This is a genomic window from Streptomyces sp. NPDC050548 (assembly GCF_044457385.1).
GTDB lineage: Bacteria > Actinomycetota > Actinomycetes > Streptomycetales > Streptomycetaceae > Streptomyces.
The window spans coordinates 110,884-123,378 of the sequence record NZ_JBITGV010000019.1; the positions used below are offsets into that span (position 1 = coordinate 110,884).

13 protein-coding genes and 1 riboswitch are annotated in these 12,495 nt (G+C 71.3%); of the genes, 5 read left to right on the forward strand and 8 right to left on the reverse strand.

Features of this window, described 5'->3' with window-relative positions:
• Positions 1 to 39 precede the first annotated feature (39 nt).
• The gene (locus ACIBJH_RS39035) at positions 40 to 2,232 is read left to right on the forward strand and encodes a bifunctional serine/threonine-protein kinase/ABC transporter substrate-binding protein (protein WP_399121673.1); all 2,193 of its coding nucleotides are present in this window, start codon (positions 40 to 42) and stop codon (positions 2,230 to 2,232) included.
• Here the strand turns inward: ACIBJH_RS39035 and ACIBJH_RS39040 are convergent.
• From ACIBJH_RS39040 to ACIBJH_RS39050, 3 genes are read right to left on the reverse strand one after another with little or no spacing between them, the layout of a single operon-like run.
• Complete coding sequence (locus ACIBJH_RS39040) at positions 2,208 to 3,215, reverse strand: ABC transporter substrate-binding protein (protein ID WP_399121674.1); 1,008 nt, start codon at positions 3,213 to 3,215, stop codon at positions 2,208 to 2,210. The two genes, ACIBJH_RS39035 and ACIBJH_RS39040, sit on opposite strands and share 25 nt — an antisense overlap.
• Positions 3,216 to 3,229: 14 nt before the next feature.
• Positions 3,230 to 3,997: an ABC transporter ATP-binding protein gene (locus ACIBJH_RS39045; protein ID WP_399121675.1), complete on the reverse strand. Its 768-nt coding sequence runs from the start codon at positions 3,995 to 3,997 to the stop codon at positions 3,230 to 3,232.
• A complete protein-coding gene (locus tag ACIBJH_RS39050; RefSeq protein WP_399121676.1) occupies positions 3,997 to 5,058 on the reverse strand; it encodes a FecCD family ABC transporter permease in 1,062 nt (353 codons plus the stop codon). Before ACIBJH_RS39050 ends, ACIBJH_RS39045 begins: the two co-directional genes overlap by 1 nt.
• A 128-nt stretch (positions 5,059 to 5,186) precedes the next feature.
• A riboswitch (cobalamin riboswitch) is annotated at positions 5,187 to 5,267 on the reverse strand.
• 514 nt (positions 5,268 to 5,781) lie between these two features.
• Here ACIBJH_RS39050 and ACIBJH_RS39055 point away from each other — a divergent pair.
• Positions 5,782 to 6,021: a hypothetical protein gene (locus tag ACIBJH_RS39055; protein WP_399121677.1), complete on the forward strand. Its 240-nt coding sequence runs from the start codon at positions 5,782 to 5,784 to the stop codon at positions 6,019 to 6,021.
• Here ACIBJH_RS39055 and ACIBJH_RS39060 read toward each other — a convergent pair.
• Positions 5,999 to 6,490 carry an FBP domain-containing protein gene (locus tag ACIBJH_RS39060; protein ID WP_399121678.1) on the reverse strand — a complete coding sequence of 164 codons (492 nt, stop codon included), beginning with the start codon at positions 6,488 to 6,490 and terminating at the stop codon, positions 5,999 to 6,001. The two genes, ACIBJH_RS39055 and ACIBJH_RS39060, sit on opposite strands and share 23 nt — an antisense overlap.
• 86 nt (positions 6,491 to 6,576) lie before the next feature.
• On the opposite strand from ACIBJH_RS39060, the gene ACIBJH_RS39065 reads away from it, so the two are divergent.
• Complete coding sequence (locus tag ACIBJH_RS39065; RefSeq protein ID WP_399121679.1) at positions 6,577 to 7,170, forward strand: TetR/AcrR family transcriptional regulator; 594 nt, start codon at positions 6,577 to 6,579, stop codon at positions 7,168 to 7,170.
• A gap of 88 nt (positions 7,171 to 7,258) precedes the next feature.
• Here the strand turns inward: ACIBJH_RS39065 and ACIBJH_RS39070 are convergent, their stop codons facing one another.
• From ACIBJH_RS39070 to ACIBJH_RS39080, 3 genes are all read right to left on the reverse strand, one after another.
• Entirely contained in the window at positions 7,259 to 8,131 is an 873-nt protein-coding gene (locus ACIBJH_RS39070) for a helix-turn-helix transcriptional regulator (protein WP_399121680.1), read from the reverse strand.
• 64 nt (positions 8,132 to 8,195) lie between these two features.
• Positions 8,196 to 9,125 carry an alpha/beta hydrolase gene (locus ACIBJH_RS39075; protein WP_399121681.1) on the reverse strand — a complete coding sequence of 310 codons (930 nt, stop codon included), beginning with the start codon at positions 9,123 to 9,125 and terminating at the stop codon, positions 8,196 to 8,198.
• 65 nt (positions 9,126 to 9,190) lie between these two features.
• Positions 9,191 to 9,658: a cupin domain-containing protein gene (locus ACIBJH_RS39080; protein WP_399121682.1), complete on the reverse strand. Its 468-nt coding sequence runs from the start codon at positions 9,656 to 9,658 to the stop codon at positions 9,191 to 9,193.
• A 183-nt stretch (positions 9,659 to 9,841) separates the two neighbouring features.
• Here ACIBJH_RS39080 and ACIBJH_RS39085 point away from each other — a divergent pair, with 183 nt between their 5' ends.
• Complete coding sequence (locus ACIBJH_RS39085; protein ID WP_399121683.1) at positions 9,842 to 10,492, forward strand: TMEM175 family protein; 651 nt, start codon at positions 9,842 to 9,844, stop codon at positions 10,490 to 10,492.
• On the opposite strand, the gene ACIBJH_RS39090 is transcribed toward ACIBJH_RS39085, so the two are convergent.
• The gene (locus tag ACIBJH_RS39090) at positions 10,417 to 11,691 is read right to left on the reverse strand and encodes an MFS transporter (RefSeq protein WP_399121684.1); all 1,275 of its coding nucleotides are present in this window, start codon (positions 11,689 to 11,691) and stop codon (positions 10,417 to 10,419) included. The genes ACIBJH_RS39085 and ACIBJH_RS39090 overlap by 76 nt on opposite strands.
• 134 nt (positions 11,692 to 11,825) lie before the next feature.
• Here ACIBJH_RS39090 and ACIBJH_RS39095 point away from each other — a divergent pair, with 134 nt between their 5' ends.
• Positions 11,826 to 12,416 (forward strand): CGNR zinc finger domain-containing protein, encoded by a 591-nt coding sequence (locus ACIBJH_RS39095; protein ID WP_399121685.1) that lies wholly within the window; start codon positions 11,826 to 11,828, stop codon positions 12,414 to 12,416.
• Positions 12,417 to 12,495 lie beyond the last annotated feature (79 nt).

Consider the following 12,495-nt stretch of genomic DNA (forward strand, 5'->3'; position numbering starts at 1 on the left):
CTGGAGAAGCCGTCACCGAGCAGCAACGGGAGCCACAGGATGCGGGCACTGCGGGCCGAGGACCCGGAGGAGCTGGGCGGACACCGGTTGCTCGCGCGGCTCGGTACGGGCGGGATGGGCGTGGTGTACCTGGCCCGTTCCACCGACGGAACGCCGGTCGCGCTGAAGGTGATCCGGGCCGAGTACGCGGCCGACCCTGCCTTCCGTGCCCGCTTCCGGCGCGAGGTGCGGCTGGCCACCGGCCTCACCGGCCGCTGGGTGGTCGCGGTGACGGCCGCGGACACCGAGGCGCGTGCGCCGTGGCTGGCCACCGCGTTCGTCCCCGGCCCTTCGCTGACCGAGGCGGTGGACGGACTCGGGCCGCTGCCCCCGGAATCGGTCGCCGTGCTCGGCGCCCGACTGGCCCAGGCGCTGGGCGAGTTGCACGCGGTGGACCTGGTGCACCGGGACGTCAAACCGGGCAACATCCTGCTCGTCCCCGACGGCCCCCGGCTCATCGACTTCGGCATCGCCAAGGGTGCCGGGGCGACCGCGCTCACCGCCCCCGACGCGGTGGTCGGCACCCCGGGTTACCTCTCCCCCGAACAGGCCCGGACGCGCGGCGGCGAGGTCGGCCCGGCCAGTGACCTGTTCGCCCTGGGCTGCGTGCTGGCGTACGCGGCGACCGGGCGACGGCCGTTCGGCACCGGTGACGCGCCCGTGGTGCTGTACCGCACCGTCCACGAGGCCCCCGACCGCACCGGCCTCGCTCAACTCCCGGCGCCGCTGCGGTCGGTGATCGACGGTTGCCTCGCCAAGGATCCCGCGCTCCGTCCGACGGCGGCCGAGGTCCGCTCCGCGCTGACGCACGACGATCACCCGGACGCCGGCCCGGCCCCGGCGACCGACTGGCTGCCGCCCGCCGTACTACGACTGGTCGCCGAGCGCTCGGCCCGCGCCCTCGACCCACCGCCGCGCACAGCCGGACCGATCGCCCCCAAGTCGCTCAACACGCGTACAGCGCAGGGGATTTCACGCCGCCGCGTGCTGACGATCGGCAGCTCGGCAGCCGCCGTACTCGCCGCGTCGGGAGCCGGCGCGGCCGTCCTGCTCACCCGGGGCCACCCGGCGGCGGGCGGTGCACGGCACGACATCCCCACGCACACCCTCGCCCTGCACGCCGATCTGACGGGGTCTCAGCGAACCCTGGGCAAGGCGCAGGAGCGCGGCGCACTCCTCGCCGTCGCCGCCCACAACGCCCGCAGCGACGTCGACTACCGCCTCGCCCTGTCCTCCTACGACGACGGAGGTGACGCCGCACGAGCGCGCGAGATCGCCCGGCGTGTGCTCGCCGCGCCGTCCGTGAGCGCCGTCATCGGCCCCAGCACGACGACCGGCGCCCGTGCCGCCGCGCCGCTGTACGCCACCGCGTCCATGCCGGTGATCCTGGTGTCGGTCGACGGCGAGACCGCCGGACTGTCCACCACGAGTCAGCGCACCCTGTGCGTGACCCGGGCCTCGGACAGCTCACAGACGCTGCCGATCCTCTCCTACCTGACCAGGGTCCGCCCCACTCACCGTACGGCGGTCGTCCAGGACCGCGCGGCGGGCGAGACGGCCGTCGACATCAACCGGAACCTGGTGGCGACGCCGCCCAGCGGCGGAACGGTCACCACGCACCAAGTGGCCGCCGACACCGGCGACTTCGGCCCTGCCGTCGCCCACGCCCTGGCCACCCGCCCGCAGGCGGTCGTCTTCGCCGGCACGTCACCGCTCCGGGCCGCGGCCTGCGCCCGGGCCCTGGCCGCGGCCCGGTTCGCGGGGGCGGTGGCCGGCTTCGAGCCCGTGATGCGCGGCGAGTTCCTCTCCGCGGCCGGGCAGACGGCCGAGGGCTGGGTCTTCGAAGCGCCGTACACCGAGGCGCAGTCGGCCGGGACCACGGCCGCGAAGACGTTCACCGCGGCCTACCGGGCGCGCTACGGGGAGGCGCCCGGCCGCTGGTCCGCCGAGGCGTACGACGCCGTCGGCCTGATCGCCCGGGCCCTCGACGCACTCGGGACCACGACCACCGTCGAGCCCGCGCAGGTCGCCGAGGGCCTCTTCCATCTCTCGTACGACGGGGTGGCCAAACCCATCCGTTTCGACCAGGGCACCACCCACACGATGGACCCGGAGAACACCGAATTCCTCTACCGGGCCAGGGGCGGCGCGTTCCGCTTCCTGGGTCGCTACGACGAAGTCCCGCCGGTCTGAGCGGCGGTGCGAAGATACGCGCCGAGGCGGGCGATGGCCGACGGGTTGCGGGGGCTCTCGACGAGGTCGACGTAGTCGAGGACGAAGATCCGTCGGTGCTTGACGGCTGAGACATCGCGGAGCGGGGCGTAGGAGAGGAGGAACTTCTTCTTCTGTTCCGCGCTCACGTCGCCGTAGTCGCAGATCACGATGACATCGGGGTCGCGCTTCACGACGGTCTCCCAACCGACCGTGGTCCAGGAGTCGTTGACGTCGTGCATGACGTTGACCCCGCCGGCCTCGCTGATGATCTGGTCGGGGGCGGCGTAGCGGCCCGAGGTGAACGGGGCGTCCTGGCCGCTGTCGTAGAGGAAGACCGTGGGGCTCTTCGCGGGGGCCTTGCTGTGGACGGTGGCTATTCGCTTCTTGAAGTCGGCGATCAGGGTGGCCGCGCGCTTCTCTACGCCGAAGAGCTTTCCGAGGTTGGTGAGGTCGGTGTAGAGGGCGTCGAGGGGCGGCATGATGCCGCGCGCGGTGTCGGTGCGGCCGTTGCGGCAGGACTCGGTGAGGACGTACGAGGGGATGCCGAGCTTCTTCAGGGCGTCGGGGGTGAAGCCGCTGTCGTCGCGGAAGCCGTAGTTCCAGCCGGCGAAGACGAGGTCGGCGCGGGCGTCGAGGACGTTCTCCTTGGTGAGTTGGTCCTTGGACAGCCACTTGACCTTCTGGTAGCCGTCCTTCCAGGGCACGTCGGTCAGATCGCCCTTGTCGTCGGGCATGGCGAACCCGGCCATGCGGTTCTCCAGTCCGAGGGCGAACATCAGCTCGGTGATGCCGACGTCGTTGGTGACGACTCGCTTCGGGACGGTCTTGTACGTCACCTGCTGACCGCAGTTGGTGAGGGTGACCGCCTCGGTGGACCGGGTCTCCGCGGCCGACTCGACACTCGCACCGCAGCCGGTGGCGGTCGCGGCGAGGCAGAGTGCGGCGGCAAGCAGCTTGCGCATGGGGGGTGTTGTCCTTACGTGGTGGGCGGGAGCAGGTCGAACAGGAGCTGGACGGCGCCGGTCTCCGGGTGCCGTACCGGGTGCGCACGGACTCCGAACACCTCGGCGAGCAGGGCGGGTCGGAGTACGTCGTGCGGTGCGCCGGACGCGACGATCCGGCCGTCCGCGATCACGTACAGCAGGTCGCAGTGCGCGGCGGCGAGGTTGAGGTCGTGCAGGGCCGCGAGTACGGTCAGGCCGCTGCCGCGGACCAGGGACAGCACGTCCAACTGGTGGGCGATGTCGAGGTGGTTGGTGGGTTCGTCGAGGACGAGGACGCGCGGGCGCTGGGCGAGTGCGCGGGCGATGAGGACGCGCTGCCTCTCGCCGCCGGACAGGGCGAGGAAGCCGCGGTCGGCGAGGTGGGTGACACCGGTGCGTTCCATGGCCTCGGCGCAGATCTCCCGGTCCGACGCGGCGGTCCGGTCCCGGTGCGGCAGCCGCCCCATGGCGACCACCTCGGTGACGGTGAAGTCGAACTCGGCCGACGACTCCTGCGGCAGCGCGGCCAACACCCGGGCGGCGGCCCGTGATTCCATGGCGTGCACGTCGTCACCGTCGAGCCGGACCACTCCCCCGGCCGGCCGCAGCGCCCGGTACACGCACCTCAACAGGGTTGATTTTCCACTGCCGTTGGGGCCGACGAGCCCGACGAAGGCCCCGGAGTCCACGGCGAGCTTGATGTCGTCGACCAGCCGCACCGCGCCCGCGTCGACCGAAAGCCCCTCGATGTCGAGCCGCATCAACGCCCCCCGAACGCATGGCCGCCGCGCCGCATCAGCAGCAGGAAGGCGGGCACGCCCACGACGGCGGTGATGACACCGACCGGGAGTTCGGCCGGGGCCAGCAGCAGCCGGGACAGCACGTCCGCCCACACCAGCAGCACCGCGCCGGCCAGGGGCGCGACCGCGAGGACCCTGCGGTGATCGGCGCCGACGAGCATCCGGACGAGGTGCGGCACCATGAGCCCGACGAAGCCGATGGCGCCGCTGACCGCCACCACCGTTCCTGTCACGGCCGCGGTGACGAGGAACAACTCCCGGCGCAGTCGGGCCGGTTGGACGCCGAGCGCGGCGGCGGTCTCGTCGCCCATCGCGAGGGCGTTGAGCGACTCCGCCCGCCATCGCAGCCACGCCCAGCCGGCCGCCACGGTGACGGCGGCCAGCGGCACCTGTGCCCAGGTCGCGCCGCCCAGGCTGCCCAGCAGCCACATCATCGCCGAGCGGGCGGCCTCGCCACGGGCCGCGCCGAACACCATCACTGTGGTGACCGCCTCGAAACCGTAGGCCAGCGCGGTCCCGGTGAGGATCAGCCGCAGCGGGGTGAGGCCGTGCGGCGAGCGGGCCACCGCGTACACCAGGACCATGGCCGCGAGCGCCGAGGCGAACGCGGACGCTGACAGCGCCCAGACGCCGAGGCCGGCGAACGCGCCCAGCAGGATGACGGCGTTGGCGCCGACCGCCGCGCCGGAGGAGATGCCGAGGACGAACGGATCGGCGAGCGCGTTGCGGACCATGGCCTGGACGGCCACGCCGACGGCCGAGAGCCCGGCGCCGACGACGGCCGCGAGGACGACCCTCGGGAGCCGGATCTCCCAGACGATCGTGTAGTCGGCGGCGGCGTCGGCGTGGATGGTCCCGCCGGTGACTCCGGCCCACAGGAAGCGGAACACGTCCGCGGGTCCGATGCCGGCCGCCCCCAGTGCGACACCGCACACGAGGGAGACGCTGAGCAGGAGCAGCAGCCCAAGTATCAGCAGCGGCTGGGGTGTTCGGGCCGGGCCGAAGCTCGGAGGTCGGCGCACGATCGGCGGTCCTTCACCTGGGGCCGCCTGGTGAGCCTCGATCGAGGAGACAGCCCGTACGACCGTGCCGGCCGCTCGGATCCCCTCTCGCAGTCCACGGCGAGCAGTCAACGGGTCGCACCACCCACGGGCGATCGGGCTCACGCGACGACCAGGGGGCGCCACGCACACCGTTGCGGGACAGCGCCGGATTCTCACCGGACTTCCCCCGCGGGAGGCCAGGGAAGCCTAACAAACGGGGACGAGCAGGTCGGAGGCGCCCGAGCCCGAACCCCGGCTCGCCCTCGACACGATGAACGGAGCGGTCGTAGATGCGGGGACAGGACGGCGAAGCACCCCTGCGGGGCGGGCGCGTGACTCCCGGCGTGGTGCGTGTCGGCGACACGGTGCGCCGGCCGGTCACGGAGGCGTCGCCCTTCGTGGCGCGACTCCTCGGCCATCTCGAACGGCGTGGATTCGCCGGTGCCCCACGTCACCTCGGCCTCGACGCGGCCGGACGTGACACGTTCAGCTATCTGGTCGGCCAGGTGCCTGCCAAGTTCCGGCGCTGGACCGGCGTACAGGTCGCCGCGGTCGGTGCCCTGCTCCGGTCCCTGCACGACGCGACCCGCGACTGCGCGCTCGCCGGGGCGTGCCCCGTCGTCTGCCACCACGACCCCGGCCCGAACAACGCCGTGTCCCCACCGCCCCGCCGCCGCACAGGCGGCCCAGGTGCGGATTCTCGTGGACGCCTACGATCTCGAAGGCTCCGCCCGATGCGCATTGGTCGACGCGATGCTCGACCGGCAGACCCGCAACGCGAGTTGGTGGCGTCGGCGCCTCGGCGAGTCCGAACTCCGTCCCGGTGACGCCGAGTTGATCGTCTCCCGGGTCGAGTGGTCCGAGCGGGAGCACGCGTACACCGCCGCGCATCGGTCCACGTTCGAGAGGGCGTTGCTGGTCACGCCCCCACTCTCGCGATGAACATGGCGAGGTTCGTCACGGTCCGTCGGATCTTCTCCTCCAGAGTCAGGGACTCCTGGAGGCGGGCGCCGACGCCCGTGTCCTTCTTGCCGCGTACATAGAGGGAGCAGGCGAGGTCGCTGCACATGTAGACGCCGACCGAATTGCCCTGCTGTCCGGCCTTCCCGGACCTGGGCGCGACCATCAGGGAGACGCCCCCGGTGTGGGTGGTCAGGCACACGGAGCACATACTGCGGCGCTGTTGCCAGGAGCCGGCGCCGGAGGTGCGCAGTTGGACGCCGACCGGGCGGCCGTCCAGTTCGGTCACGACGTAGGCCCGGTCGGGGGCCTGGGGATCTCGCCAGCCCAGGAAGTCCAGGTCGTCCCAGGACCGTTCGGCCAGGTCACGGGGGACGGACAGGCGTTTCGCCTCGCCCTTGGTGCAGTTCACGAACGCGGTGCGGATCTCTTGCTCGGTCAGCGGCTTCATAATAGACACGCTAATTTGCCTAATCGAGTTAGGCAAATGCATAATCTTCGAAGTAGGGGATGACAGCATCGATGCGGAGGACGGCCATGGCAGGGACCGGACGGGTGGGACTGACCACGGAGCGCCTGGTCCGGGCGGGCGCGGACCTGGCCGACGAGATCGGCTTCGACCAGGCGACCCCCGCGGAACTCGCCCGGCGTTTCGGCGTCAAGACCGCGAGCCTGTACTCGCACGTGAGGAACGCCCACGACCTCAAGACCAGGATCGCCCTCCTCGCCCTGGAGGAACTGGCCGACCAGGTCTCCGCCGCGGTGGCCGGACGGGCCGGCAAGGACGCCCTGACCGCCTTCGCGAACGCCTACCGCGACTACGCCCTCAAGCACCCGGGGCGTTTCGTCGCGGCCCGGTTCCGGCTCGACCCGGAGACGGCCGCCGCCAGCGCGGGCGTCCGGCACGCACAGATGACACGGGCGATCCTGCGCGGCTACGACCTGGCCGAACCGCACCAGACCCACGCGGTGCGACTGCTGGGCAGCGTCTTCACCGGCTTCGTCGGCCTGGAGTCCGCCGGCGGTTTCGACCACAGCGCCCCCGACGCGCAGGAGAGCTGGACCGAGATCCTCGACGCCCTCGACGCTCTGCTGCGCACCTGGCCGGGAGCGCCCGCGTCACGACCGTAGAAGATGGCAAACCGCGACCCCGACTCGGCGACCCGTCGGATCACCGACGCGCTGTCGCGCGCGGACGAGGACCGACCTACCGCGACCTTCACGGGACCCGAGCCGCCAGCGGGCGGGCCGCGCGCAGATCGTCCAGTTTCTCCGCGTCGCCCGTCCCGGCCGCCGCCGTGTACGTGACGATCCTGAGGTCGGTGCCCGCGGCCATCACCACGTCGAGATCGAGGTCGATGTCCCCAACTCGGGGGTGCTCTATGGTCTTTCGGTCTCCGACGTGGGTGCGGGCCGTGCCGTTGGACCACAGGCGGGCGAAGCGCGGGCTGTCGCGCAGCATACGGTCGACGAAGGCGACGAGCCGCGCGTCATGGGGATGGGCGGCGGCCGTGACCCGCAGGTCGGCGACGAGATCCTCCTCCTCGACCTCGTCGCCCGCCCAGGACCGCACGGGCCAGCCCGCGATCGGCGCCCGGCCATGTCCGCCGCCGCCCGGCCGGAACATCCCGGCGACGAGGTTGTGTTCGTCCCAGCCGTAGGTGCGGGGATCGCCGATCGCGGCGGACCACATGTCGTTCCAGCCGATGAGGGTCCAGTCGGCGGCGAACACTGCGGTGGGGCTGTCGGCCAACTGCCCCACGAGCCGGTGCACCCGCGCGGGCATGTGTCTGGACACGTCCCCGGTCGCGGGCGGCGCGAGGTGGGCGCAGCGGAACAGGTGGTCGCGTTCGGACGGTTCGAGGCGCAGCGCCCTGGCCAGCGCGGTGACCACCTGGGCCGAGGGGTTGCGGGCGCGGCCCTGCTCCAGCCGGACGACATAGTCGACCGACAGGCCCGCCAGCCGGGCCAGTTCCTCCCGGCGCAGTCCGGGGATGCGCCGGTCCCCGCCCGGCTCCAGCCCGCTGTCCTCGGGTGACACACGCTCACGCCACCCCCGCAGAGCGATGCCGAAGTGGTTCGTCGTTGCCATGCACGACATCGTCGTTTAGACGCTGTACGGCACACGCACCTTCCGCCTCCGCACTACGGATTCTTTACCCGACGGCCCCGAGCGCCTCGGCGCCTTCGGTGACGTCCGTCCAGTGGGCCCGCGTGAACGCGGCGGCGGCGTCGAGCGCTTCGGCGCCCTCGTCGAGCATCGCCGCGAACCCCTGGAAGACGTGCGGTACTTGGGACCAGACCTGCAGATCGACCCGTACGTCGCACTCGGCGGCGCGCGCGGCCAGCCGTACGGCGTCGTCCAGCAGGACCTCGTGCGAGCCGACCTGGATGAGCAGCGGCGGCAGGCCGGTCAGGTCCGCGAAGACGGGGCTGGCGTAGGGCGTGGTGGGGTCGGTGTCGCGCAGATAGTCGCGGGCCCGCGTGCGCAGGCCCTCCGGGGTGACCGAGGGATCGACGGCCGCCTTGCTCACCGCGCTCGCGCCGGACACGCTCAGGTCGGCCCACGGGGAGAACACCGCGGCCGACGCGGGCCGGGGCAGGCCCGCGTCCTTGGCGGCGACCAGCGTCGCGGCGACGAGACCACCGCCGGCGGACTCGCCGACGAAGGCGATCGCGGAGCTGGGCAGTCCGTCGTCGAGGAGGGCCCGGTAGACGGCCAGCGCGTCGTCGACCGCCGCGGGGAAGGGGTGCTCGGGGGCCAGCCGGTAGTCGACGCAGACGGCGCGCGCGTCGGTGCGCCGGACGATCTCGGCGGCCAGGCCCACGGCGTCGGCCGCCGAGCCGATCGCGTAGGCGCCGCCGTGCAGGTAGAGGACCACGGTCGCCGGGTCGCTCGCGGGGGTCTCGACGGTGACGACCGGTACGCCGCCCAGTTCGCCCACCGTGGTCGAGACGTCGGGCGGCAACGGGATGGAGGCCATCAACTCGCTGAAGACAGCGCGCTGTTCGGCGACATCGCCGCCGAGGTCGAGCGGACCGTGCCGCAGCAATTCGTCGAGGGCCTGGCGCTGTTGCCGGGACATGGCGGTGCCTTTCGTGGTTCCGGTGATAGCTGTGATCCGGTGAGAGCCGTGAGGGGAGCCGCGGGTCAGCGCGGCGGGCCGACGATGATCTGGCCGTACTGGTCGGCGGCCTCCGCCATGAGGACCCGGGAGATCTCGAAACCCTCCGGACGTGGGGTCGTCAGGTCGCGTCCCGCGTGCCGGAACATGCCCTCGATGCCACCGGGTGTGCAGATCATGAGGAGATCCGCCGTGTCGGAGGTGATCCGGTAGCCGTGCGGAACGTTGCGCGGAAGGAAGACGATTCCGCCCTCCGACAGCTCCATCTCCTCGTCGTCGCACCACAGCAGCGCACTGCCCTTGATCAGCATGAAGACCTCGTCCTCACGTGTGTGCACGTGGTACGGCGGCGCCTCGCCCTTGGCGACGGAGAACCGTCCCACGGTCAACTGCCCACCGGTGGCGGCCGCGTCCAGCAGTACGGCGAACTCACCGCCGTCGAGCCATTCCAGTTTCTGCTGCTGCTCGGGCTGTGCGAGGTAGGCCAGGGTCATGACGGTGTCCGTTCTGGGTCCTGTACCGCACGATCACGGCGACTCGGTCGGTTCGATGATCCTCTTGGCTCCGCCCCGGCCGCCAGACATCCGGGTAGGACCAGCAGTACCACTCCCCCGGGTCCGGCCCGGGGTATCGCGCGCGTCCGAGACGGTCACCGTCGTGTGGCATCCTCTGCTGCCATGAACGTCTCGACTGATCAACAACTGCCGTCCGAGGACGAGGACATGGAGATCCGGGCGGTCTCCGCCGAGCGACTCACGTTCTTCGGGGACGCGGTCGTCGCCATCGCGCTCACGCTGCTGGCGCTGGAGCTGCCGGTACCGGAGGGCACGACCGACTCCGAGCTGTGGCACTCGGCTTCGGGCCACCGGGAGAGCTATCTCGCGTTCATGATCAGCTTCGTGGTGATCGCCGCGCACTGGCGCTCCCATCACCGGGTGTTCCGCTATGTCACGGCGTCGAACGGCAAGTTGACGTCCTTCACCATGTACTGGCTGCTCATGCTGGTGATCACCCCGTTCGCGACCGACGTGATCGGCGGGCACGGAGCGTTCCAGGCCCGGTTCGTCTTCTACGCCGTCGTGCAGTTCGCGGCCTGTCTCCTCTTCATACTGATGGTCAACGAGGTCCGCCGCGACGAGCTCTACCGCAACGGCACCCCGCCCGACCTGTTCTCCCGGACGATCCGCGGGATCGGCATGGTGGCCGCGGGCTTCCTGGTGTCGATCCCGGTCTCGTTCCTGACCCACTGGGCCTACCTCTGCTGGATCGTGGTGCCGGTCGCCGACTCGATCGCCGCCCGGCGCCGGAGCAACAAGCGCCCGGTATGAGCCTGTTGGGCGTGCTGGTGCCGTAGCGCCAGGCGGACGGCGGGAGGTGCCGCCAGGCCGGTGAGCAGGAACAGTGCGCCTACGACGTACCAGCCGGGGCGGCCCCAGGTGATGCACAGCGCGATGAGCAGCCCCGGGCCGAACGCCTCCGCCAGGCCCGCCCCCAGGCCGAACACGCCGAGGTACTGGCCTGTGGCGTGGCGGGGGGCGAGCGCGAAGGACACCTCGAATCCGGCCGCCGCGTGCCACAGTTCGCCGACCGTGTGGATGACCACGGCGGTGATGAGCAGCGCAGTGGCGGCCCACGCCGGAGTCCCCGCCGAGAGCGAGATCAGCGCGCAGGCGACGAGGAAGGCCACGCCCGCCCGGCGGTAGGCACGGCCACCGGCCGCGGGAGAGTCGATGCCACGCCCGGCCCGTACCTGAAAGGCGACGACGATGACCGTGCCGGTGAGCATCGTGCCCGAGATGAGCCAGTGCGGTGCGGTGGTGGCGCCGATCAGCCAGAGCGGGACGGCCACGGTGAGCACTTTGAACTGGATGGCCATCACGCCGTCGAGAACGGTCAACAAGAGGTAGGGACGGTCCCGTAGAGCGCTCCATCGGGAGCCGTCCATCACGGGTCCGGGCGGGACGGACGGCAGCAGGAACAGGGTCGCCGCCGCGCAGACGAACGCGAGCGCGTTGCCGACGACCATGCACCGATAGGCGTTCAGGGTGCCCTCCTGGACGATCCAGCCTGCGCCGACCGCACCCACGGAGATCCCCACGTTGGTGACGGCACGCAGCCGGGCGCGGAACTCCTGCGGCCGGTCTCCGCCGTAGTGCCTGATGAGCGGGGTTCGGGCGGCGAGTCCGGCCGCCTTCGCCGCGGCGGCCAGGCCGATCACGAGGACGAACGACCAGAAGCCGTCGGCCAGTACGAACCCGGCGGTGGCCAGCGCCTGCACCAGCAGCGTGATCACGTAGACGCCACGGGCGCCGCGCACATCGGCGAGATGTCCTACGGCGATGCCGACGGCCGGTGCGACGAGTCCGGCGATGCCGAGGCCGAGACCCACCTGCTCCGCAGGCAGCCGTACGGCCTGGGTGAAGTACAGGACTCCGGCCGTCAGATACAGCCCGCTGCCCATCGTGTAGACGAGGTTCGAGGCGACGAGCACCCGCTGCGGTCGGCTGTCGGGGATCAGCTTGGGCATGAAGTCGCTCCGGTTTCAGGGCAGTTGTGGTCGTGATGGCCTGGCAAGGGTGTCCGCCGTCAACTGTTGCCGTACCCGGGACGGGTCTGTGTCGTCGCGTTGTCGCATGGTGATCAGGCTGCTGTAATGGTCTTGTGCACCTCAACCCTTACGGCGCGGATGCCGTGAACCTGGCCGCGGATCTGGTCAACCGGCCTCCCGCCGACGCCGAGGAACTCGCGGACCGCTGCCGCGAAGCCGGTCTGGTGCTGGAGCGGGCGACGACCGCCGAAGACCTCGACCGCGCCCGGTACGCGTTGCGGTCGTGGGAGAAGGTCGTCGACGCGGCCGACGAGCACGAGCGCGCGGAGCTGGTCAACCGGATGCTGGAGGAGGCCGCCGCCTATCCGCGGATGACCGACCACGCGGGCAGCGGCTGGCACCTGCACTACCGCGACGACCGGAAGCCGCTCGGCGATGTGCTGTTCTCCCTGATCTCGGTGGGTACGGCACTGCATCTCACGGGACGCGGAATGCACCGCCTGAGGCGCTGCGCCGTGGCCGAGTGCGGCGCGGTCTTCGCCGACACCTCCCGCACCGGGCGGCAGCGCTACTGCTCCCAACTCTGCGCCAACCGCGACGCGGTACGCCGGCACCGGGCCCGAGGTCAGGAAAAGGAGGCATCCAGTATGTACAAGGGAAAATCCAGTTCATCAGTGCGCAAATCGATCACTGGATCGGTGTAATCGGCACCTACGTCCCACCGGCAAGGGATCTAGCGTCGGAGTGCACGGGGCCGCACGGACCAGAAAGGCATCCCCACAC